A 23,533-nucleotide genomic window follows, 5' to 3' on the forward strand; every position below is an offset into this window, starting at 1 on the left:
TTCATGGGCGCTTGTTAGACTTTACAGAAGCGGCTTGGTTCAGTCAAAAATATCTAACATTAATGACCAGTAGCCTCGGCAGCACCCTTCAGTACTTCCTGTAGACTGTGATGCAAAATCATATGCGAATCATAGAAGTATTGGGTTGCCTGCTGCAGAAAACCGGTTTCAATTGACAAGATCCCGACGACCGACAATACCACAGTGTAAGGCAACGCCATCCATACCATTCGACCATAGGACAAGCGGATTAACGGCGCTAGTGCTGATGTTAGCAGGAACAGAAATGCAGCTTGCCCATTAGGCGTTGCCACCGATGGCAGGTTAGTGCCGGTGTTAATGGCAACCGCTAGCAGGTCAAACTGATCGCGAGTGATTTGACCATCAATCAAAGCTGCCTTAACTTCGTTGATATAAACGGTTCCCACAAACACATTGTCGCTGACCATGGATAGCAGGCCGTTGGCGATATAGAAGATGACTAACTGCACGTTACCTTCATAGCTGAGTGCCCAATGGATAACCGGGGCGAAGAGGTGCTGATCGATGATAACGCCAACAACAGAGAAAAATACTGCTAACAATGCGGTGAATGGCAGGGCTTCTTTGAACGCGTTGCCAAGTGCATGCTCGTCGGTCACGCCATTAAATGCGGTTGTAAAAATGATCACCGACAGACCAATAAGCCCGACAGACGCCAGGTGGAATGCTAGGCCAATAATCAACCAGATACCCACTAGCGCCTGAACCACGAGTTTGACATTGTCTTTGGCGGTACGCCGTTCGTCTTCGTGCGTGGCAAAATCTACCAGAATACGATGAACGGCTTCCGGCAATTGTGCACCATAACCAAAGAGATGAAATCGCTCAACGATAACACAGGTCAGGATCCCCATCAGCAGCACGGGTACCGTTACCGGTGACATACGCAGTGCAAATTCGGCAAATTGCCAGTTCGCTTGTGCCGCAATAATCAGGTTTTGTGGCTCACCCACCATGGTGCATACACCACCTAAGGCAGTACCAACACCGGCGTGCATTAACAGATTACGCAGGAAACCACGAAAATTCTCCAGTTCTTCAGCATTAAGCTGACCATCGCTGTCATCGGTATGGTCATGGTCATCAGTGAAATCCTTTCCGGATGCCACTTTGTGGTAAATAGCGTAAAAACCTACTGCAACAGCAATAATTACCGCAATAACCGTCAGCGCATCCAAAAATGCGGAAAGAAATGCTGAGGCTAAACAAAACATCAAAGATACTGCGATTTTGGAACGTACCTTGGTGATCATTTTGGTGAAGACATACAGCAGCAGCTGTTTCATGAAGTAAATGCCCGCCACCATGAAGATTAATAGCAGCAACACTTCCATGTTGGCTTCCAGTTCGTGCAATACCTGACTTGGACTGGTCATGCCGATGAAAACAGCTTCAATCGCCAGCAAACCACCGGGTTGCAGCGGGTAGCATTTTAATGCCATTGCGAGGGTGAAGATAAATTCGGCCACCAATAGCCAACCAGCAAGGAAGGGATGAATACTGAACAGAATCGGATTGATAATCAAAAAACATAGAATTGCAAGCTTGTACCACTTGGGTGAGTTCCCCAAGAAGTTGCCCATGAAAGCCTGACTTAATGGCATTGGCATGGTTTCCCTCTCTCAAGTTGTTATAAGACGTTATAAAAAGTTGTTGGCTTTGTGAATGGCTCAGTCTAGCCCAAACCCTTGAGTATTGTCATGAACAGTCTGAAAACAGTCTTAAAATCACTTAGTCAATGGTAAAAATGAGACCTGAGCAGTTGAATTAGCTTTTAATCTTCAGGGGAGCGTGTTGTCTACAATGCGTCATATGCGTAGACGATTGTTTGAAGGTTTCCATTTTTTTTGGCTCTGGTATGATCAGTGACCAAAATTACTGTCACCACTGGAAAATTGGGCTGATGATCATTAATGCCAAGGGGCCTGCAAGTTTTGCAGAAAAATATATAGTTCGCTCGATTTGGGAAAATAAATTCCCCCCAGGCTCTATTCTTCCGGCCGAACGTGAATTATCGGAGCTTATCGGTGTCACGCGGACGACATTGCGTGAGGTATTACAGCGCCTAGCGCGCGATGGCTGGTTGACTATCCAGCACGGAAAACCTACTAAAGTCAATAACTTCTGGGAAACTTCAGGACTGAATATTCTGGAAACTATAGCGGATTTGAATCCGTCTGGCTTTCCGGTACTGGTTGATCAGCTATTGTCGGCTAGGACTAATATCAGCACTATCTATTTTCGTGGCGCGCTGCGGAATAACCCAAAAGTTGCTATCGACACCTTAGCTGAAGTCCATGATTTGACTGACGACGCTGCAGCTTATACTGATTTCGATTACAAGTTGCACCATTCGCTGGCATTTTCTTCCGGCAATCCTTTATATGTACTGATCCTTAATGGTTTTAAAGGGCTGTACCGCAAAGTGGGGCGCTATTATTTTGGTAGTGCAGAAGCCCGTAAGTTGGCGCGAGATTTTTATCTCAATCTGGAACGGCTGGCACGGGCTGGTCAATTCGCGGAAGTGCCTGAGTTGATGCGCGGCTATGGTAAAGACAGCGGTATCATGTGGCAGAAAATGCGTGATGCCATGCCACTGGAAATGGCGCAGGATAACCTGTAGTTGCCATCTTAAAAACAAAAGGACTGTCGATTGGCAGTCCTTTTGTTTATATCACCGGTAAGTTTTCAGGCGGCAGCATGTTTTTCAGGACACGCCGCGATAATTTTGAGCTCACCGTCATCGTCCATTTGCTCCAGGAATACGTCAAACTTCCAAAGGCGATGCAGATGCTTCAACACCTCATTACGGCTATTTGCCAAGGGGATACCGTGGTTGGGAATATAACGTAACGTCAATGCACGGTCGCCATTCACATTAACGTTATATACCTGAATATTGGGTTCATTATTTGACAGGTTGTATTGAGACGATAACATCTGGCGGATCTCATGATAGCCCTGTTCATTATGGATTGCAGAGACACTGAGATACTCTTGACGTTCATCGTCCAATACACTGAATAATTTGAATTTGCGGATAAGATTAGGTGACAGATATTGGCTGATAAAACTCTCATCCTTGAAATTCTGCATAGCAAAATGCAAGGTGTCGAGCCAATTACTGCCTGCAATATCCGGGAACCAGCGACGATCTTCATCGGTGGGGTGTTCGCAAATTCGACGAATATCGCAGAACATATTAAAGCCCAAGGCATACGGATTAATACCGCTGTAGTAAGGGCTGTTATAGGCCGGCTGGGCCACAACATTGGTGTGGCTTTGTAGAAACTCCAGCATAAAGCGATCAGTAAGGAGCCCTTCATCGTATAGATGGTTGAGTAGGGTATAGTGCCAAAAAGTTGCCCAGCCTTCATTCATGACTTGGGTTTGGCGCTGTGGATAGAAATACTGGCCCAGCTTACGTACGATACGTACCACTTCTCGTTGCCATAGCTCTAGTAATGGCGCTTTTTTTTCAATGAAATATAAAATATTTTCCTGTGGCTCTGGCGGAAAGCACTTATCAGCCATTAGTTTCAGCTCTGCCGGTTTCATTGGGATAGTGCGCCACAGATCGTTAACTTGGCTTTGCAGGTAAGCTTCACGTTCCTGTTGCCGCAGTTGTTCCTCTTTAAATGAGATATGTGCTGGCCGCTTATAGCGATCCACGCCGTAGTTCATCAGCGCATGACAGGAGTCGAGGATGCTCTCAACTTCTTCGACGCCATATCTGCGTTCACACTGACTAATGTACTGCTTCGCGAATACCAGATAGTCAATAATGGAGCTGGCATCTGTCCAAGTTTTGAACAGATAATTATTCTTAAAAAAGCTGTTATGGCCATAGCAGGCATGTGCAATCACCAACGCCTGCATGGTGATGGTGTTTTCCTCCATTAAATAGGCAATACAGGGATCTGAATTAATGACAATTTCATAGGCTAAGCCCATCTGACCGCGTTTATATCCCTGTTCCGTCTCGATAAATCGTTTACCAAATGACCAATGGGTGTAGCCAATGGGCATACCGACACTGGCATAGGCATCCATCATCTGTTCTGCGGTAATAATTTCAATCTGGTTGGGATAGGTATTGAGCCGATAATGGGCGGCGACTCTGGCTATCTCCTGCTCATAAGATTGCAGCAGCTCAAAGGTCCATTCCGGCCCATCACTGAGTGGCTGACGTTGCTTGCTTTTTGCCATATGGCCCCCTTAAACTGCTTGCTTCTTGAACAATTCGCGAAATACCGGATAGATATCTTCTACCTGACGAATATTTCGGACCGCCATATTGTCAAAATTTTCAGTGAGTTGTTCATACTCCCGCCATAGCGTCTGGTGTGCGCGATTAGTGATTTCAATATAGGAAAAGTAGCGTACAAACGGCAGGATCTGCTTTTCTAGAAGCTGATAGCACAACGGGGAGTCATCCGCCCAGTTGTCGCCATCAGAAGCCTGTGCAACATATATATTCCATTCCTCAGCAGGATAACGTTTTTGCTGAATTTCATGCATCAGCTTTAAGGCACTGGAAACGATTGTGCCACCGGTTTCCTGAGAGTAGAAAAATTCGTGTTCGTCTACTTCCTTTGCCTGGGTGTGATGGCGGATATAGACGACTTCGAGGTTTTTGTAGGTACGTGTTAGAAACAGGTATAACAAAATGTAGAAGCGTTTCGCCATATCTTTGGTAGCCTGATCCATAGACCCAGACACATCCATTAAGCAAAACATCACCGCTTGGCTGGTGGGGATTTCCCGTTTAGCAAAATTGTTGAACCGCAAATCAAAGGTATCAATAAACGGAACTTTTTTAATTTTCTGTTTCAGTTCTTCTATCTGATCCTTAAGCGCTAGTATGCGGTCGGCGCTGGCTCCTACTGTGTTTTGTAACTCCGTTAATTCTTGTTCAAGTGCATGTAGCTCACGCTTTTTGCCTGCAGTCATGGCGGTACGCCGAGCCAGAGATGAGCGTAGAGAGCGTACTATGTTGATATTGGTGGGCACGCCATCAGTGGTGTAACCTGCACGATAGGTTTGATATTCCACTAATTTATTGAGGCGATTTTTCTGGAGATTTGGCAGTTCCAAATCTTCAAACAATAGCTCCAGATACTCGTCCTTGGAGATCTGAAACACAAAGTCATCCTGACCTTCGCCGCTGTCTGATGCCTCACCCGAGCCGCTGCCACCGCCGCCACCTGCGGGTGGTCGTTCAATCTTATCACCACGGGTAAATTGGTCATTGCCGGGGTGTACCCGCTCACGAACACCGCCTTGGCCTTGATGAAATATAGGTTCGCTAATATCCCGCGTTGGAATACTAATTTTCTCGCCTTTATCAATGTCGGTAACACTGCGCCGGGTGACTGCATCACTTACCGCTTTCTTTATCTGCTGTTTATAGCGGTTGATAAAACGCTGGCGGTTAACAGTACTTTTACCTTTGGCATTTAACCGCCTGTCGATGAAATTTGCCATAAGCACCTCCCAAAGTAAGAACCGGGGCCTCCACATGGCGACCCCGCCATCGGACTACGAGGATTTTCTTACCCTCAGGTACCATTCAGATAGCAGCCGTACCTGTTTTTTGGTGTAGCCTTTCTCCATCATGCGACTGACAAAGTCATCATGCTTCCGCTGATCTTCTGTCGAGGTCTTGGTATTAAAGGAAATGACCGGCAACAGGTCTTCGGTGTTAGAAAACATTTTCTTTTCTATCACTGTGCGTAGTTTCTCGTAACTCGTCCAAGTGGGATTATTGCCATCGTTGTTGGCGCGGGCACGCAGTACGAAGTTCACGATCTCATTACGAAAATCTTTGGGATTGCTGATCCCCGCCGGCTTTTCAATTTTTTCCAGCTCGGCATTCAGTGCCGCACGATCGAATAATTGGCCGGTTTCCGGATCACGATATTCCTGATCTTGGATCCAAAAATCAGCGTAGGTAACGTAGCGGTCAAAGATGTTCTGGCCATATTCAGAGTAGGACTCGAGGTAGGCCGTCTGGATCTCTTTCCCGATAAATTCCACATATTTAGGGATTAAATAGCCTTTTAAAAATTCCAAATAACGATCGGCGGTATCGTTGGGGAACTGCTCCTGTTCAATCTGTTTTTCCAACACATAGAATAAATGCACCGGATTGGCGGCTATCTCTGTGCGGTCAAAGTTGAATACTTTAGAGAGGATCTTGAAGGCAAAGCGAGTCGACAATCCTTCCATCCCTTCATCAACCCCAGCGTAATCGCGGTATTCCTGATATGACTTGGCTTTGGGATCCGTATCTTTAAGGCTCTCACCGTTATAAACCCGCATCTTCGAATAAATAGAAGAGTTCTCTGGGGCCTTAATTCTTGATAACACGCTAAACTGTGCCAGTGTTTCTAAGGTACTGGGTGAGCAGGGGGCATGTGCCAATTCGGAATTGGCAATGAGTTTTTCATAGATGTGGATCTCTTCTGACACGCGCAAACAATAAGGCACTTTGACAATGTATACACGGTCAAGAAATGCTTCATTGTTTTTGTTGTTACGGAATGCACTCCATTCTGACTCATTGGAATGCGCCAGAATGATGCCGCTGAAGGGCAGGGCGGAGAGCCCCTCTGTGCCGTTGTAATTCCCTTCTTGGGTAGCCGTCAACAGGGGATGCAGCACCTTGATTGGCGCTTTAAACATCTCCACAAACTCCATCAGCCCTTGGTTAGCACGGCATAGCGCGCCAGAATAGGCGTAAGCATCGGCATCGTTTTGTGCATAATGCTCAAGTTTACGAATATCGACCTTACCCACCAGTGATGAAATATCCTGGTTATTCTCGTCGCCCGGCTCAGTTTTTGCGATTGCCACTTGATCTAATACTGAGGGAAATACTTTTACCACTCGGAATTTGGAAATATCGCCGCCAAATTCATGTAAGCGCTTAACCGCCCAAGGAGACATGATAGTTTTCAGATAGCGGAGCGGAATTTGGTATTCTTGTTGCAGCAACTTGCCATCTTCTTCTGGGTCAAACAGACTGAACGGATGATCGTTCACCGGGCTGCGTTCACCGTTGGCTGTCAGCACATAAACGGGAACCTGTTGCATCAGGGCTTTGAGCTTCTCAGCTAACGACGACTTACCACCGCCGACAGGTCCCAACAGGTATAGGATCTGTTTTGATTCTTCCAACCCTTGTGCAGAGTGGCGTAAATAGGAAACGATTTGTTCAATAGACTCCTCCATGCCGAAGAAATCCTTAAAAGCCGGATAGCGCGAGATGACTCGGTTTGAGAAAATCCGACTCAATACCGGATTTTTTGATGTATCAATGACTTCCGGCTCACCAATAGCGATAAGTAATCGTTCAGCCGCTGAGGCGTAAGCCGTGCGATCTTTTTTACAGAGGTCGAGAAACTCCTGAAGTGTGAATTCTTCCTCGAGTTTCTTCTCGTAGCGCTGCTGATAATGCTCGAATATACCCATCTTAAACCCCCTGAAGCACCAAGCTTATCTCTGGATGGAAACTCTGGTTATGTAGTGACCTACACTTAATCTTAGACACTATTTTGTGGGTGTTGTCAAAAAAACATAACTAAAACAAAGAGAAATAGTTGCAAAAGCAATATTTGCAGTTGTTGCGACAATGTTGCTAACACTATGAAATAACAGTTTTTAGCCGAAAAAACAGTCGCACGACGAAAAGAGCTGATAAAGGATTTTGGGCAATAAAAAAGGAGCCTTGAAAGGCTCCTTTTTACAAGCGCTGAAACTTAAGCGGCGAAATTCTTATTTACAAAGTCCCAGTTAATCAATTCCCAATAATGGGACAAATAATTGGGTCGAGCATTACGATAGTCGATGTAATAGGCATGTTCCCATACATCAACTGTTAATAAGGGGGTTACTCCATCGGTCAGTGGGCAGCCAGCATTGGAAGTATTCTGAATGGCTAAAGAACCATCAGCCTTTTTCACCAGCCAAGTCCATCCTGAACCAAAGTTGCCTGTAGCACTCTTAGTAAATTCTTCTTTAAACGCCTCAAAAGAACCGAATGTTGCTGCAATTGCATCAGCAATAGCACCAGTTGCTTCCCCGCCAGCATTAGGCGCTAGGCAATTCCAGTAAAAAGTATGATTCCACACCTGAGCGGCATTATTGAACACCCCTCCTGAAGAAGACTTGATAATCGCTTCTAGCGATTTGCCTTCATTTTCAGTTCCAGCTATCAGCTTATTGAGGTTCACCACATAAGTATTGTGATGTTTGCCGTAGTGATACTCTATGGTTTCCTGTGATATATGGGGTTCCAATGCGTCTTTTGCATAAGGTAATGCAGGTAATTCGAAAGCCATTGTTATCTCTCCATTGACTTGGTTTATCATTCTTGAACATGCTCACTGGCTCTATTGTACTGATAAAATTTGTGAAGTGCATCATTGTTTAACCATAATATTATGGTTGCATTTCATTAGATGTTATGCATCTAAAAACCATACTTTTACTGTGTTTTTGTTGCCATAGGGACTGACGTACAATAGGCAATTACTAGCACCATTACTCAGGAACTAAAATGGATACTGTTGAAAAAATTAAGCGTCAACTTGCTGAAAACCCGATTATTCTTTACATGAAGGGCTCGCCTAAACTGCCAAGCTGCGGATTTTCTTCTCAAGTGGCTCAAATTATGATCAATCTCGGTGAGCAGTTTGCTTTTGTGGATATCCTACAGCATCCTGACATCCGTGCTGAGTTGCCTAAATATGCAAATTGGCCGACTTTCCCACAGTTGTGGGTCGAAGGTGAGCTGATCGGCGGATGTGACATTGTCACAGAGATGTACCAGAAGGGCGAGTTGCAAACTTTGATTAAAGAAACCGCAGATAAATATCGTAAAGACGAAGAATAAACTGATAAAAGAATAAAAAAACCGCAAATAGCGGTTTTTTTATTCAATATTTCTAGTCACCGTCAATTCTCAGCATTATCCATAAGTCTGTTTATGGTTAAAATTCATACTAAGAAATGAATTGTTAAAATTAAATTTTGTTTATGTTTGTTAATACAATTATCGTTCTGGGAAATAAATTAATTACCCTATTGATGCATCAATAATTAAACATCAACACATTTCGTGAAAACTATTTAACAAATTGATATCATTTTTTAGTAGCTAGGAGTCAAAGTCTTATCAGTACTGGCAGCCATATGTTATAGAAGGACTGTGGAGTATCTGATATTTTTGTGATTAAGATCACAAAAATATCAGTTTTGAATGTTAAAAAAATTACCTTTATTTACATATCATAATAATAAAATTGTTCAATAAAAAGCCAATAATTGATTTTTTCTTATCTTTAATAGGCTGTGCATATCATTTTTTTACAAAAAATATAATTTTTAATTACAATTTAAAAACAATACGTGTTACTACAATTTTAAAATAGAAGATTGACGCCACGTTTAGTTGGCGACAGTATCTTCACTCGGCCTGAGTCTCAGGCGTGAATAAATATAAAAATCGGCCGTAAAAAACCAGGAAGTAAGGGAGTTTTGAATGCTTAAAACTAATAAAATAGCTTCAGCTGTCAGATTGTCTCTGATTGCTGCTGTGTCCGCAGGTTCCTTTGGCGTTGTACATGCCGCACCTGCTGCGGATAAGTCCGCTGCTAAAACTAGTGATGTTGAACGTATTGAGGTTACAGGTTCGCGTATTAAACGTCAGGATATGGAATCTGCATCTCCTGTTACATCTATTAGTGCAGATACCATTGTGGCACAGGGTTATGCTTCTGTTGACCAATTGCTGCAAGACCAGACCTCTATGGCGGGTGCGCCAATTGGCTCTACAACCAATAACGGCGCCGATGGGATTGCTCAGGTAGACTTACGTGGTATGGGAGCAAACCGCACATTGGTATTGTTAAATGGTCGGCGTATGGTGAACTCAGGTTCTGGTGCAGACAGCGCAGTAGACTTGAATGCCATTCCTGTAGCAATGATTCAACGTGTTGAAATTCTGAAAGATGGCGCCTCTGCTGTGTATGGCTCTGACGCTATCGCAGGCGTTGTTAACATCATTACCAAGAAAGATTTTGAAGGTTTCCAATTCGATGCTAAGTCATCCTCTACCGATAAAGGTGATGGTCAGACTTATGAGTTGAATGCTCTGTATGGGTTTAATACCAATAATGGTGGTAATTACACTGTTGGTGCAGCGTATTCAAAACGTAATGGCGTTATTCAAGCTGATCGCGATTGGACTGAGAATGGCTCCAGTTCTTTCGTCCCAGAAGGTGCTTTGTGGGGTGATGGCATCAAAGCTGGTAAAGTTGTTGATGCGAATGGTAACTGGATAGATCGTACCTACGGTTATGATTATACAAAAGACAGTTATTATCAGACTCCATCCAAGCGTTATAGCGTTTTTGCTAATATGACTCAGGAACTGGGGAATGATTTGGTGCTAACAGGTGACCTGTTATACACCAAACGTAAATCTCATCAGCAGATGGCGGCTCAGCCAGCTGACATTATGCTTGATGTTTGTAACGCTACAAAAACAGAAAACTGTATTACTCTTGATTCTGCGATGACTGCGGCAGGTATTACAGCATTTGATGATGGAACCGTTGAATATCGTCGTAGAACCAACGATGTAGGTCCTCGTATTTATACTCAGGACACAGATACCTACCGTGCCTCTTTGGGGTTACAGGGGTATTTGGAAGCCGGAAACGGTTTGAATTGGGATGTTTCATATACTTATGGTAAAAACAAAGCTACTACAGGTACTGAGAACTCCATTAATGCAACTTGGATGGCAAACTCCATCTATGCAAATCAAGATGCTTGGTTCTATGGCGGTAGTATTCCTGCTGAAGATATCGACGCAATCAGCTATATGGAAACTAACCACGGTGGTAACGAACAGCATGATGTCCAGGCTAACCTGAGTGGTGATCTGTTCCAGTTAAGTGCTGGCGCAGTTAGTTTTGCTTTTGGTGCCGAGTATCGCTATGAAGAGGGCTACTATACACCAGACCCGATCATCGTTGCTGGCGATAGTACAGCAGCACAGCAGGATCCTACCAAAGGTCATTACGATGTAATTTCTTTCTTCCAGGAAGTGAGTGTGCCATTCACCGAGAAACTGACAGGTGATTTTGCATGGCGTTACGACGAATATGATACTTTTGGTAAAGCGTCAACCTGGAAAGTAGGTTTAACATATCGTGTAACTGAGGATCTCATGCTGCGCGGTGTGGTGGCTACTGGTTTCCGTGCACCTAACATCAGCGAACTGTTTGGTGGTAATTCAGGCTCATATGACTACCTGGATGACCCATGGGGCAACGCATTAGATGCGCAGTTGCTTGTTAACCGCACATCAGATAAAAATCTGAAGCCGGAGGAATCTGAGTCTTATACCGCGGGTATTGTATACTCACCAAGCTTCCTTGACGGTTTCTCTACCACCATTGATTATTGGAAGTTCAATATTACTGACGCAATTAGCCGTGTTGATGTTCAGGCTAACTTAGATGCTTGTCATGATGGTGATGCCGCGGCTTGTGCTGTTATCAATGTGACTGCAGACGGTGACTTAACAAATCTGACTGCTGCGCTCACTAACGTTGGTAAAGTTCAAACTAGTGGTGTTGATATTAACGTTGCTTATAAATTCTCTGGATTGGGGCTGGACTGGAGTATCAATAACGATGCTACTTATCTGATCAAGCATATTGAAGATGGCATTGATTATTCTGATTATGTCGATGGTAATATGGGAGGCTACGCTAAGTGGCGTAATAACTTCACCATCACCGCAGGCCAGGATGCGTGGAATGTCATGTACTACAATCGCTATATCAGCAGTATGCGTGACTATAATCTAAATGATGGTAGCAAAGCTGATTCAGTGCTATACCACAACATTGTGGGTACTTATCACTTGACTGATAGCTTGAGTTTATCTGCTGGCGTTAAGAACTTCACTGATGAGAAACCATCATACGTTTCTAACGGTAGTGATGGTGGTACTTCTCCACAGGTTTACGATGTTGTCGGTCGTCAGATATACGGTAGTGTAAGCTACAAGTTCTGATAGTTCGCGGAGTCCTATAATCTAAAAAGCCCTCGTTAAGAGGGCTTTTTTATGGCGGAAATAAATGCAATGTATTTCAGGACTAGCTACTGAAATATAGGCTCGCAAATAGAGAGCTGCATGGAAAAGGTATGGGGATTAGCCTAAACCTTTTTCGGCAGAACGCATCTGAATTAGCTCAATTTTATAGCCATCAGGATCTTCTACGAATGCTATTTCTGTGCGCCCACCGGCTACAGGACCAGGCGCTCGGGTCACTTTCCCTCCTGCGGCTGCAATGGCTTCACAGCGACTATAAATATCCTTTTCACCAATCGCGATATGGCCAAAGGCGTTACCCATATCATATTTTTCTGTGCCCCAGTTATAGGTGAGTTCAATCACTGCGGCTCCCTTGCTTTCTTCATCAAAACCAACAAAAGCCAGGCTGTATTTGTATTGTGGATTTTCTGATTGGCGCAGTAGCTTCATTCCCATTACTTTGGTGTAAAATTCAATACTGCGTTCCAAATTACCAACGCGGATCATTGTGTGTAAAACCTGCGACATACTTACCTCTCAATTACTTATGGCTTTGTAGTTTAACTACAAAGCTAATTTACCAAAATGTGTTAACGATCACTTGCATAACTGTGTGGATGTTTGCTAGGTCACATATTAAGTCACCTGATGTTGAAATTATTGCCATATCATCAATAATGAGGTCGGTATTCACTTAGGGAGATAACAATGACCACAGAATTAAAAATGGCTTTGGGAACAACTTGTGTTATCGCGCTAGTATTTGCTGCTCTTATCGCGCAAATGTTCTGAAGAAGTGTAATCCCTTTTCACTGGCGATTATATTTTCGGTTAAGGCCGCCCCAAGAGGCGGCTTTTTATTCTGGATAAACTTTCTCTTTAAATTCACAGAGATCTTCAATAATACAGCTGCCACATCTGGGTTTTCGAGCGATACAGGTATAGCGTCCATGCAGAATAAGCCAGTGATGAACATCGACTTTAAATTCGGCAGGAACAACTTTCAGTAACTTATCTTCCACCTGTTGCACGTTTTTCCCTGGGGCAAAATTGGTACGGTTGCTAACCCGGAAAATATGAGTGTCAACCGCAATGGTAGGCCAGCCAAATGCGGTGTTAAGCACCACGTTCGCGGTTTTTCGCCCTACACCTGGCAGTGATTCCAATGCCTCCCGGTCCTCGGGCACTTGTCCTTGATACTCATCCAGTAATTTCTGTGACAGTGCAACGACATTAACGGCTTTGTTATTGTACAGACCAATCGTCTTGATAAAGTGTTTGAGGCCTTCAACGCCTAAATTCACTATGGCTTGTGGGGTATTGGCTACCGGAAATAGTTTAGCGGTGGCTTTATTGACACTCACATCCGTGGCCTGGGCTGATAATGTAACTGCCACCAATAACTCAAATGGACTGCTATAGTGCAATTCAGTTTTAGGGTGAGGGTTATGATCTCTAAGGCGTTTAAGGATCTCTATTCTTTTAGCATTATTCACAGTTGGTCCTTCACTGAGAGGATTAGTTCACCTTGGTGACACGCACACGCTGGACGGTTGTTTCTGTGACTTGGGTTTTACGGGATGCTAGCTTTTTATCGATCACATTCTTCAGTGCAATCAGCAGACCTACACCAAAAAACGCGCCTGGAGGTAGCATCGCCAGTAAGAAAGGCGTGTTTACTTGCCAGACTTCTAAGCGCAGTACGCTGGCCCAACTGCCAAGCAGTTGGTCGGCACCATCAAACAGTGTTCCCTGCCCAAGTATTTCCCTCACAGCACCTAATACCATCAGTACCAAAGTAAATCCCATTCCCATCATTAAACCGTCAAACGCGGCTTTCAACGGATTGTTCCGCGAGGCGAAGGCTTCAGCGCGGCCGATAATAATGCAGTTAGTCACAATCAGCGGCAGGAAAATCCCCAGCGACAGATATAAGCCATATGCATAAGCATTAACCAGTAGTTGCACTGCAGTTACTAACGCCGCAATGATCATGACGAATACCGGAATACGGATCTCTTTAGGGACATAGTCCCTTACCAGGGAAACCAGTATATTTGAACCAATTAATACTGCCATGGTTGCAACCCCAAGCCCGATAGCATTGGTCAAGGTAGCTGTGACGGCAAGTAACGGACAGAGGCCTAGTAGCTGTACCAGCCCCGGATTGTTTTTCCATAATCCCTGCCAAGCGATTTCTCGATATTGGCTCATTGATTCGCCTCACAATTCATGGGTTGCTGGTAGATCATCTGTTGATTCTTTTCAAAGTAGCTAAGCGCCTTTCTCAGTGCCTTGGTATAGGCTCTGGGGGTGATTGTGGCTCCAGTAAACTGATCGATATCCCCACCATCTTTCTTGACATACCAACTCTTATCGTTACTGCTGTCAAAGACTTTTCCGACAAAGTGCTTCAGCCAGTCTGATTTGCGGCTATCGATTTTATCGCCCAGCCCCGGAGTTTCCTGCTGCGATAGGGTCTGGACTCCTAATACTGTGCCATCATTGCGTACACCCACAATTAGCTGAATTTCACCGTTGTAACCATCTGGGGCTACCGCTTCAATAGCAATTGCGACCGCCTGCCCATTTTTCATGGCGATATAGGCGGGAAGGGCTCGACGGGTTCCGAGACTCTCCGGGGCGTGTAGCAGGGTGCAGGTTTGGGCTAAATCATTGTCATGTATCGCATCAGGAATAATTTGGTGCAATACTTTCAGCAACTGCAGTCGTTGCTGTTCAGCAATGGTCTGTTGGGTCATCAGATTGACGGCAGCCACCAGCGCAGTACAGATCAGCGCAAACAAACCCAGCAGCAGTCCATTTCTCAACATTGTATTTTGCAAGATGAGTTCCTCAACCCCGTAAGTGACCGTATGTACGTGGCTTGATGTAATAATCAATCAGTGGTGCGCTGATGTTGGCCAGTAATACTGCAAAAGCAAAAGCATCGGGATAGCCACCAAAGCTACGAATGAGATATACCAGCACACCGATGATGGCACCAAATAGCAGTCGGCCCCTATTACTGGTGGCCGCAGTAACCGGATCGGTGGCGATAAAAAATGCGCCCACCATCGTGGCACCGGAAAACAGCTGCATCAATGGACTGACATGTGTCAATGGCTCCCAAGCCCAAGCAACAGCAGAACAGATAAAGAGCGCGCCGAGTACCCCGGCACTGATATGCCAACGGATCAATTTAAGCCGCAGCATCATTAGGCCGCCAGCCAGATAGGTCAAATTCACCCAGAACCAGCCTTTGCCCGCCCAACCGTTAAAAATAAGTTTTTGCAGACTATCCGCGGTTGTGATACCTGAATGCAGATCTGTCTTCAATGTATCGAGCGGCGTTGCCATCGTGGTGCCATCGATGCCAAGTCGGTAGGTATCTGCGACGGCGATTTGTGAACTGCTGAAAATAATGTGTAAGGTGTCGAGAAAACTTACTGAGTGCTGCGCGGCAGTGATCGGCGCCACCCAACTGGTCATCTGTACTGGAAAGGCAATCAGTAGTAACACATAGGCCGCCATGGCTGGGTTGAACAAATTCTGTCCCAGACCACCATATAACTGTTTGACTATGACAATGGCGAATGCGGTACCTATCAATATCAGCCACCAAGGTGCCAAAGGCGGAATGGCGACACCCAGCAAAAATGCGGTTAATAGCGCACTGTTGTCAGAAATTGTATGGATAACCGGGCGTTGGCGTAGTTGCATAATCAACGCTTCAGCACACATGGCGACGGTCATGGCCAGTATCACCTGGATCAATGTGCCCCAGCCAAAAAATGCACATTGCACTACCAGTGCCGGCATGGCACATAGCAGAACCCGTTGCATTACCGTACTTGTTTGTAATTGGCGGTTAATATGGGGGGACGATGCAATTTTGAACGCCATATCAGTTATTCTCCTGCTCACGAGCACGTTCACGAGCCTTTTGTTTGGCTTTCGCTACAGCCGCCACCACGCGGGCTTTTTTATCATCACTCAATGACACCGACGCATGAGTATCACCGTCTGTATTAACGGTTTCAGGCATGTTGCCCTCAGTGTGCTGCTTTGCTGCAGCAGCGATTGTGCTTGCGGCTGTGGTCTTTTCTGGCGCTTCGGTTGCAGTAGCTGATGACGCTTTCTTGGCTTTAGCTTTAGCAACGGCCGCGGCAATTCTGGCTTTTTGGGCCGCATCAGTAGTGCTTTCAGTAAGCGTTGTTGGTGCTGAGGAAGCTTCTACTGTCACCGCGGCGTTATCTACTTCCGCTGAAGTGTTCTCAACAGCTGCTTTTCGCGCCTTCGCTTTCGCTACGGCGGCAGCTATCATGGCTTGTTTATCGGTGGCATTGGGTGCAGAAAGTTGGGCCTCGGTGTTAGGCGTGTCTGCGGCTTGAGTTCTCTTGGCCTTGGCGCTGGCGATCGCCGCAGCCACTTTAGCTTTTTTGTCTGCTGCTTGGGCCGGAGCGGACGCCGTTAGCGTTTCGGTCAACGTTGGAGTAGCTGCGATTTTTTTGGCTTTAGCCCTAGCTATCGCTGCAGCAATAGCGGCTTTTTTGTCTTCCTGATTAGTGACATTTGAGCCGCTGGTTTCTTGATTTTGCGCTTTTATTCCGCTCACCGCAGCAGCAATAGTGGCCTTACTATCTGCAGTTGTTGGTGCGGGTGACTCTTCTACCGCCCCCTGCGCCGCTTGTTTGGCTTTTACTCGCGCAAGCGCTGCAGCCACGGCGTCTTTTTCATTTCCTGACATGGCGCTTTTGCGTTTTTCCGCGGCTTCCCGAGCTTTAGCTTCGCGCTCCAGTTTTTCTTGCTCCATACGTAAGCTGCGTGCTTCAAAACGCATTTTGGCGTGTTCAGCGTGTAATTTTTCTTCGCGAGTTTTGCGGATCGCCGCCTTGGCCACGCGATAATACTGCACTAATGGAATATCGGACGGGCAGACATAACTGCAGCAACCACATTCGATGCAGTCCTGCAGATGGAAATTCTCTGCCTTATCATATTCAGCAGCTTTGGCGTGCCAATACAACTGTTGTGGTAACAATGATACCGGGCACACCTGTGCACATTCACCACAGCGGATACAGGAGCGCTCCTGCGGCGCATCCGCGAGTTCCTGCGCTTGTGGTAATAACAGACAGTTGCTGCCCTTGAGTACTGGAACATCAACTGTTGACAGGGTGTAACCCATCATCGGCCCACCAACGATCACTTTGCTGTCAGGCGTGGCCTTAAAACCTGTCTGTTCAAGAATATGGCGAATGGGCGTTCCTACAGATACCCAATAATTGCCAGGCTTCTCAATATTGCTCCCCGTGACGGTTATCACGCGCTCAAGCAACGGTACTCCTTGATAAACGGCTTGTTGAATGGCAAACGCAGTTCCGACATTTTGCACCACAATACCTAAATGCGCGGGGATTGCACCGGACGGCACTTCCTGACCGGTAAGGATCTGGATCAGTTGTTTTTCGCCACCAGAGGGATATTTAGTCGGAATCACTTGAATGCTGCATTGGGGCAAGGTCGAGGCCGCTAATGCTTGTCTCATGGCTTGTGCGGCTTCCGGTTTATTGTCCTCAATGGCAATAGTAGTGGTTTCTGGTTGCAGCAGTTGCTGCATCAACGCTACACCGTTAAGAATGTCACTGGCATACTCGCGCATCAACCTGTCGTCTGCGGTGATGTAAGGTTCACATTCAACACCGTTGATGATCAGCCGTTTTATCTTGCTAGCAGGATTGAGTTTGATGTGGCTTGGAAACATAGCGCCCCCCATGCCAGCGATCCCCGCATCACGAATACGTTGCAGTATTTGCTCATGGCTTAATGGCTCCGATGCCGCAGTGAAACTCACCGCTTCATCAAGGCCATCAGACTGTAAAACACAGGTCAGCACGGGTAGGGCTGAAGGGTGGTTACTCGGTCTTGGTTCGATGGCGGCAATAGTACCGGAAGTTGGGGCGTGCACCGCCAGATACATGGCGGAAATTCCACGCGTAAGCGGCTGTCCCTTTAACACTCGTTGGCCTTGTTTAATAGCCAGAACGGCCGTTTCGCCAACTTGTGGTAAGGGCAAAAAATATTCATTCGCGGGTAATAGTCGCTGGATAGGCGTGGTATTAGACAGCAGTTTCATCTCTGGCGGATGAATACCTCCTGTCAGCGGCCAGAGGACTGTATGCTCAGTGGATGCAGTTAGGCTCAATGGAAAATCCTCTTACAGCGTCTTGACCGGAATGGCATTGAGTTGCCAGTCCCAGGTCCGCAAGTCTTGTTTAACCGGAAGCATTTCAATGCAATCTACCGGGCAGGGTTCAACACATAGATCGCAACCGGTGCAGGCACTGGCAAGTACCGTATGCATCAATTTCCCTGCACCTACAATCGCGTCAACAGGACATGCTTGGATGCACTTGGTACACCCGATACACTCCTCCTCGCGAATAAAAGCGACCTTTCTTACTTGAGTTTCGGCGGTGGCGGTGAGCGGTTCTGGCTCAACTCCCATCAAATCTGCCAGCTTTTCCATGGTGGCTGAACCGCCAGGAGGACAACGGTTGATTTTTTCACCGTTGGCAATAGCTTCAGCATAGGGGCGACATCCTGGATAACCACACTGGCCACATTGTGTTTGTGGCAGTAAAGCTTCGATCTGGTCGACAATGGGGTTACCTTCAACTTTGAATTTTTCGGCCGCAAATCCCAGCACAACGCCAAACACTAATGCCAGCAGTGTTAATAAAACTACAGCTATCAACATGGAAAATTCACTCTACTTGACCAGACCAGTAAAGCCCATAAAGGCCAGTGACATCAGACCCGCAGTGATCATCGCAATGGCACCGCCTTTAAAAGGTAGCGGCACGTCGGCAGCCGCCAAACGTTCACGCATTGCGGAGAACAGGATCAATACCAGTGAAAACCCGAGTGCGGCACCAAACCCATATACCGCCGATTGCATAAAGTTATGCTGCTCATTGATGTTCAGCAGTGCCACGCCGAGAACAGCACAGTTGGTAGTGATCAGCGGCAGATAGATACCTAAGGCACGGTATAAACTCGCAGAGGTTTTCTGTACCACCATTTCTGTGAACTGCACAACAACCGCAATGACCAGAATAAACGCCATGGTGCGCAGGTAGCCCAGTTCAAAAGGCTGTAACAGATACTGATCCACCAGATAACTGAGAATCGAGGCAAGTGTCAGCACAAAGGTGGTCGCCATCGACATGCCGATTGCTGATTCCAGTTTACTGGATACGCCCATGAACGGGCAAAGACCCAGAAATTTAACTAGGACAAAGTTGTTGACCAGTACTGTACCAATCAGCAACAGCAGATAATCACTCATCATATTCACAGCGTTACAATTTCTTGGCGGTTATTATCGGTGTTTCAGCCGTTATTAACAACACATGAAATATAGGGGTTAATAGGATTGTGACAATCGCAATTCAGTTTGGTGCCGTGATGCAACCAAAGCCGTGAACTCAACACCTCAGTGCTTTGTATGACAAGTTATCCCAGATTTAAGCTAAACGTAAAATTCGACTACTCGCGCTGCAGTTCCGCACTCAATGAATAAGCAGACAAGATAGATAATGGGCGTTCCCTCAGCAAAAATGACCAAGGGCGGCGGACATTAAAAGCGACGTGACTCACCATGCCAGCATGTTGCTCTGATGGCAAACATCATCAGGCTATCGGTCTTGCTGGTTCACACAAGTACCAGTCGCAACAACAATGATGTAGATGTAATTCAAGGTTTTAATATTTTATATTATTTATCATAATGTTATGTGTGTAACGTTATGGTGCTCATCGCCGATGAATTGAGTTGAGGCACCCAGATTAAACAGAACCCACGTTAAACAGAAATAGCCCAGATTAGTCTGATAATTTTTAACGAGGAGGCCGGTAAAACGAAGATATTGTGAGAAGTACTTTGATACTAAATCAAGCGATTCAAAATGGCGTATGGGTCTACAACAAGTGTAACAAAGTAGATATGGCTCCCCTGACTGGACTTGAACCAGTGACATACGGATTAACAGTCCGCCGTTCTACCGACTGAACTACAGGGGAACAGATATTGATAACTGCATTTGAAATGGCTCCCCTGACTGGACTTGAACCAGTGACATACGGATTAACAGTCCGCCGTTCTACCGACTGAACTACAGGGGAACAAATTTTCAATATTGCTGTATGGCTCCCCTGACTGGACTTGAACCAGTGACATACGGATTAACAGTCCGCCGTTCTACCGACTGAACTACAGGGGAATGATACAGAAATTTTATTTTGCATATATTCTTCAACGTGGCTCCCCTGACTGGACTTGAACCAGTGACATACGGATTAACAGTCCGCCGTTCTACCGACTGAACTACAGGGGAATTGCAATTAGCATCGCTGAAGAACGGAGCGCATAGTAAATCGCTCGTGCAGTTGAGTCAACTCGGCAATACAAAAAAAGCGTAATTGCGGGGCTGATTGCTTATCAAATGTTCATACAATTACTTTTTGATAGAAAACAGCGGGATTATGCTTAAAAAATAACAGCTAAGGTAAATCCATAGTGATGAAAATCTGTCCTTGTATCGGCATTTAAATAGGGCGGCAATCAATCATTTCGGGATTGCTAAACAGATCCTTTTGCGGATGTCTTGCAAACCACTAACGATGCTATGCATCCCCCTTGCTCAACCGTCAAAAAACAGGCATTGCAATGCACCGAATAAAATACTGTTTGGTCGATTTTTGGAGCATGACTGTCTGTGTATTTTGTGAGCCGTGTCTCACTTTTCTAAGGGGGACATTTTAAATGTAATTAACTTTCATGGGGTGGGGCTCGCGCAAGGGTAAGGTTGAAAAATGGCAATCCCGCATGGTTACTGGGCTGAATTCAGTTATCCACTGAATCTGTGGATAACCCTGTGAGTTTGTCCGGTAAATATGCGGCAAACCCCTGAGGCTTCTGGGGTGGACTTAAATCTGCCAAAAAACTCTACAAAATATAAAAGCGAATAAAAACAGCATCTTGTAAAAGTCAAGCGATGGAATAAAAGTTGAGCGGGTTTGTAATCAATTTGTAAGAAAGTAATCAGGCACCGCTGTGCATTAAATTGGTGCTTTGGCTCAATTTTATGCATAGCAAGGACAGTTAGTCATGCCGTTATTGAATTTCAGCTTTAGCTATTATTGTGCCTTCAGTTGTATTGATAAATGTCTGTTATCGGTGGCATGCCGTTTATGGCGAGGATACAATGACGGGTTAAAACGGAGGGAACAAATTCGTGTCCGAACCAGTGTTTAAATTAGTTTCTCAATATAAGCCCGCGGGCGATCAACCCACGGCTATTGCGCAGCTTGTGGAAGGTCTGGAGGCCGGGTTGGCGCATCAAACCTTACTTGGGGTGACTGGGTCCGGTAAAACATTCACCGTTGCCAACGTGATTGCGACTTTAGGACGCCCTACCATCATTATGGCGCCAAACAAAACATTGGCGGCGCAGCTTTATGGCGAAATGAAAGAGTTCTTTCCTCATAATGCTGTAGAGTATTTTGTCTCATACTACGATTACTACCAGCCAGAAGCCTATGTGCCAGCGACTAACACCTTTATTGAAAAGGATGCGTCGGTTAATGCCCATATAGAACAGATGCGCTTATCGGCGACTAAAGCGCTACTGGAGCGTCGAGATGTGGTATTGGTGGCATCGGTTTCGGCCATTTATGGTTTGGGCGATCCCGATTCCTATATGAAAATGATGTTGCATCTGCGTCAGGGCGACATCATGGGGCAGCGAGATATTCTGCAACGTTTGAGCGAGTTACAATATACCCGTAATGATATTGAGCTGGCTCGAGGCACTTTCCGTGTGCGGGGGGAGGTTATCGACATCTTTCCGGCAGAGTCTGAGCGCGATGCAATTAGAGTGGAACTGTTTGATGACGAAATTGAACAGTTGTCAATGTTTGATCCCTTAACTGGCCACATCAGTAAACGCCTAGCTCGTACCACGGTTTACCCTAAAACCCATTACGTGACGCCACGTGAAAAAATTCTTGCAGCCACCGAACAGATTAAAGAAGAGTTGCGGCAACGGCGGCAACAGCTGCTGGATGCCAATAAATTGGTGGAAGTTCAGCGTCTCACCGAGCGTGTTCAATATGATATTGAAATGATGGTGGAGCTTGGCTACTGCTCCGGTATCGAAAACTATTCCCGTTATTTGTCTGGCAGACGCCCCGGCGAAGGTCCGCCAACCTTGCTGGACTATCTGCCTGCTGATGGCCTGATGATTATTGATGAGTCACATGTGACGGTGCCGCAGATTGGGGCCATGTATAAAGGCGACCGTTCGAGAAAGACCACACTGGTGGAATATGGCTTCCGGTTGCCGTCAGCGTTGGACAACCGCCCTTTGAAATTTGACGAATTTGAAGCGCTGATGCCGCAGACAATTTATGTGTCTGCGACACCCGGTACTTATGAAATGGAACGCTGTGACGGCGAAATTGCCGAGCAGGTCGTCCGGCCAACCGGATTATTGGATCCAGAGGTGGAAGTTCGACCCGTCGCGATTCAGGTGGACGATCTGTTGTCTGAAGTCGCAAAACGGGTAGCTGTGAATGAACGGGTACTGGTGACTACCTTGACCAAAAGGATGGCGGAAGACCTTACCGAATATCTTGATGAACATGGCGTTAAAGTGCGTTATTTGCATTCAGATGTGGAAACGGTTGAACGTGTTGAAATTATTCGGGATTTACGGAAAGGGATTTTTGACGTGCTGGTTGGCATTAACCTGTTACGTGAAGGCTTGGATATGCCAGAAGTGTCTTTGGTGTGTATTTTTGATGCGGATAAAGAAGGCTTTTTGCGTTCTGAGCGCTCGTTAATCCAAACTATAGGCAGGGCGGCTCGTAACATTAATGGTAAAGTGATCCTTTATGCTGACAAAGTAACGCCATCCATGGCGAAAGCGATGGATGAAACGGCGCGTCGTCGTGAAAAACAGCATCAATTTAACCTAGAACACGGCATTATTCCTCGAGGATTGGTGAAGCGGATCACCGATGTCATGGATATTGGCGACACGGAGCGAGCTGGTCATGGGGGACAGTCTTGGCGAAAAGTGGCTGAACCTAAAACACAATATCAAAAACAGAGTGCCGCGGATCTGGCTCATGCAATAGATAGTTTGGAAAAACAGATGCTGCAGCATGCGCGCGATTTGGAATTTGAAGAAGCCGCAGCGCTCAGGGATCAGATTGCTGGGCTCAGGCGGCAATTGATCAGTGCCTGAAAGAAGCAATGCCGGCGTTTATCTCCGGCATTGTTACTGATTCGGGATTATCCTC

17 protein-coding genes and 4 tRNA genes are annotated in these 23,533 nt (G+C 45.9%); 4 read left to right on the top strand and 17 right to left on the bottom strand.

Translation table 11 applies throughout. From position 1 onward, the window contains the following. Positions 1 to 59 precede the first annotated feature (59 nt). Positions 60 to 1,652 carry a sodium/proton antiporter NhaB gene (gene nhaB, locus IE064_RS02650; RefSeq protein WP_189616183.1) on the bottom strand — a complete coding sequence of 531 codons (1,593 nt, stop codon included), beginning with the start codon at positions 1,650 to 1,652 and terminating at the stop codon, positions 60 to 62. A 293-nt stretch (positions 1,653 to 1,945) separates the two neighbouring features. Here nhaB and fadR point away from each other — a divergent pair, with 293 nt between their 5' ends. Then, on the top strand, positions 1,946 to 2,665 hold the full coding sequence (gene fadR, locus IE064_RS02655; protein ID WP_189616575.1) for a fatty acid metabolism transcriptional regulator FadR: 720 nt from the start codon (positions 1,946 to 1,948) through the stop codon (positions 2,663 to 2,665). Positions 2,666 to 2,730: 65 nt separating this feature from the next. Here the strand turns inward: fadR and IE064_RS02660 are convergent, their stop codons facing one another. From IE064_RS02660 to sodB, 4 genes are all read right to left on the bottom strand, one after another. Beyond that, positions 2,731 to 4,251 carry a SpoVR family protein gene (locus tag IE064_RS02660; protein ID WP_189616185.1) on the bottom strand — a complete coding sequence of 507 codons (1,521 nt, stop codon included), beginning with the start codon at positions 4,249 to 4,251 and terminating at the stop codon, positions 2,731 to 2,733. Between the two features lie 9 nt (positions 4,252 to 4,260). Beyond that, on the bottom strand, positions 4,261 to 5,529 hold the full coding sequence (locus IE064_RS02665; RefSeq protein ID WP_189616187.1) for a YeaH/YhbH family protein: 1,269 nt from the start codon (positions 5,527 to 5,529) through the stop codon (positions 4,261 to 4,263). A 54-nt stretch (positions 5,530 to 5,583) separates the two neighbouring features. After that, the gene (locus IE064_RS02670; protein WP_189616189.1) at positions 5,584 to 7,518 is read right to left on the bottom strand and encodes a PrkA family serine protein kinase; all 1,935 of its coding nucleotides are present in this window, start codon (positions 7,516 to 7,518) and stop codon (positions 5,584 to 5,586) included. Between the two features lie 287 nt (positions 7,519 to 7,805). Beyond that, complete coding sequence (gene sodB / locus IE064_RS02675; protein WP_133040054.1) at positions 7,806 to 8,387, bottom strand: superoxide dismutase [Fe]; 582 nt, start codon at positions 8,385 to 8,387, stop codon at positions 7,806 to 7,808. Between the two features lie 218 nt (positions 8,388 to 8,605). Here sodB and IE064_RS02680 point away from each other — a divergent pair, with 218 nt between their 5' ends. After that, complete coding sequence (locus IE064_RS02680; protein WP_133040053.1) at positions 8,606 to 8,941, top strand: Grx4 family monothiol glutaredoxin; 336 nt, start codon at positions 8,606 to 8,608, stop codon at positions 8,939 to 8,941. Between the two features lie 648 nt (positions 8,942 to 9,589). Next, positions 9,590 to 12,139, top strand: a complete 2,550-nt coding sequence (locus tag IE064_RS02685; protein WP_189616191.1) for a TonB-dependent receptor — start codon at positions 9,590 to 9,592, stop codon at positions 12,137 to 12,139. Positions 12,140 to 12,277: 138 nt separating this feature from the next. Here IE064_RS02685 and gloA read toward each other — a convergent pair whose 3' ends face one another. The 12 genes from gloA to IE064_RS02745 form a co-directional block, all read right to left on the bottom strand. Continuing rightward, a complete protein-coding gene (gloA, locus tag IE064_RS02690) occupies positions 12,278 to 12,688 on the bottom strand; it encodes a lactoylglutathione lyase (RefSeq protein ID WP_133040051.1) in 411 nt (136 codons plus the stop codon). A gap of 329 nt (positions 12,689 to 13,017) precedes the next feature. Beyond that, positions 13,018 to 13,656: an endonuclease III gene (gene nth, locus IE064_RS02695; RefSeq protein ID WP_189616193.1), complete on the bottom strand. Its 639-nt coding sequence runs from the start codon at positions 13,654 to 13,656 to the stop codon at positions 13,018 to 13,020. Positions 13,657 to 13,678: 22 nt separating this feature from the next. Then, a complete protein-coding gene (locus tag IE064_RS02700) occupies positions 13,679 to 14,374 on the bottom strand; it encodes an electron transport complex subunit E (protein WP_189616195.1) in 696 nt (231 codons plus the stop codon). Next, positions 14,371 to 15,006: an electron transport complex subunit RsxG gene (rsxG, locus tag IE064_RS02705; RefSeq protein ID WP_189616197.1), complete on the bottom strand. Its 636-nt coding sequence runs from the start codon at positions 15,004 to 15,006 to the stop codon at positions 14,371 to 14,373. Before rsxG ends, IE064_RS02700 begins: the two co-directional genes overlap by 4 nt. A gap of 10 nt (positions 15,007 to 15,016) precedes the next feature. Then, on the bottom strand, positions 15,017 to 16,066 hold the full coding sequence (rsxD, locus tag IE064_RS02710) for an electron transport complex subunit RsxD (protein WP_189616199.1): 1,050 nt from the start codon (positions 16,064 to 16,066) through the stop codon (positions 15,017 to 15,019). Between the two features lies 1 nt (position 16,067). Next, entirely contained in the window at positions 16,068 to 18,368 is a 2,301-nt protein-coding gene (rsxC, locus tag IE064_RS02715) for an electron transport complex subunit RsxC (protein WP_229799839.1), read from the bottom strand. 12 nt (positions 18,369 to 18,380) lie between these two features. Continuing rightward, positions 18,381 to 18,923, bottom strand: coding sequence for an electron transport complex subunit RsxB (gene rsxB, locus IE064_RS02720; protein WP_189616201.1), 543 nt, complete (start codon positions 18,921 to 18,923; stop codon positions 18,381 to 18,383). Positions 18,924 to 18,935: 12 nt separating this feature from the next. After that, complete coding sequence (gene rsxA, locus IE064_RS02725; protein WP_133040068.1) at positions 18,936 to 19,514, bottom strand: electron transport complex subunit RsxA; 579 nt, start codon at positions 19,512 to 19,514, stop codon at positions 18,936 to 18,938. 658 nt (positions 19,515 to 20,172) lie between these two features. Further along, positions 20,173 to 20,248, bottom strand: a tRNA-Asn gene (locus IE064_RS02730). Positions 20,249 to 20,274: 26 nt separating this feature from the next. Further along, positions 20,275 to 20,350, bottom strand: a tRNA-Asn gene (locus tag IE064_RS02735). A gap of 22 nt (positions 20,351 to 20,372) precedes the next feature. Next, positions 20,373 to 20,448 (bottom strand) — tRNA-Asn (locus tag IE064_RS02740). A 38-nt stretch (positions 20,449 to 20,486) separates the two neighbouring features. Then, positions 20,487 to 20,562: transfer RNA gene (locus IE064_RS02745), tRNA-Asn, on the bottom strand. Positions 20,563 to 21,462: 900 nt separating this feature from the next. Between IE064_RS02745 and uvrB the strand changes: the two genes are divergently transcribed. Further along, positions 21,463 to 23,478: an excinuclease ABC subunit UvrB gene (uvrB, locus tag IE064_RS02750; protein ID WP_133040046.1), complete on the top strand. Its 2,016-nt coding sequence runs from the start codon at positions 21,463 to 21,465 to the stop codon at positions 23,476 to 23,478. Positions 23,479 to 23,533: the final 55 nt, after the last annotated feature.

Origin of the sequence: Shewanella fodinae, assembly GCF_014651955.1 — a bacterium.
Taxonomy (GTDB): Bacteria; Pseudomonadota; Gammaproteobacteria; order Enterobacterales; family Shewanellaceae; genus Shewanella; species Shewanella fodinae.

Bases quoted from the DNA above. Each gene is read 5' to 3' on its own strand.
- nhaB (WP_189616183.1), bottom strand. From the start codon at position 1,652: ATGCCAATGCCATTAAGTCAGGCTTTCATGGGCAACTTCTTGGGGAAC.
- fadR (WP_189616575.1), top strand. From the start codon at position 1,946: ATGATCATTAATGCCAAGGGGCCTGCAAGTTTTGCAGAAAAATATATA.
- IE064_RS02660 (WP_189616185.1), bottom strand. From the start codon at position 4,251: ATGGCAAAAAGCAAGCAACGTCAGCCACTCAGTGATGGGCCGGAATGG.
- IE064_RS02665 (WP_189616187.1), bottom strand. From the start codon at position 5,529: ATGGCAAATTTCATCGACAGGCGGTTAAATGCCAAAGGTAAAAGTACT.
- IE064_RS02670 (WP_189616189.1), bottom strand. From the start codon at position 7,518: ATGGGTATATTCGAGCATTATCAGCAGCGCTACGAGAAGAAACTCGAG.
- sodB (WP_133040054.1), bottom strand. From the start codon at position 8,387: ATGGCTTTCGAATTACCTGCATTACCTTATGCAAAAGACGCATTGGAA.
- IE064_RS02680 (WP_133040053.1), top strand. From the start codon at position 8,606: ATGGATACTGTTGAAAAAATTAAGCGTCAACTTGCTGAAAACCCGATT.
- IE064_RS02685 (WP_189616191.1), top strand. From the start codon at position 9,590: ATGCTTAAAACTAATAAAATAGCTTCAGCTGTCAGATTGTCTCTGATT.
- gloA (WP_133040051.1), bottom strand. From the start codon at position 12,688: ATGTCGCAGGTTTTACACACAATGATCCGCGTTGGTAATTTGGAACGC.
- IE064_RS02700 (WP_189616195.1), bottom strand. From the start codon at position 14,374: ATGAGCCAATATCGAGAAATCGCTTGGCAGGGATTATGGAAAAACAAT.
- rsxD (WP_189616199.1), bottom strand. From the start codon at position 16,066: ATGGCGTTCAAAATTGCATCGTCCCCCCATATTAACCGCCAATTACAA.
- rsxB (WP_189616201.1), bottom strand. From the start codon at position 18,923: ATGTTGATAGCTGTAGTTTTATTAACACTGCTGGCATTAGTGTTTGGC.
- rsxA (WP_133040068.1), bottom strand. From the start codon at position 19,514: ATGAGTGATTATCTGCTGTTGCTGATTGGTACAGTACTGGTCAACAAC.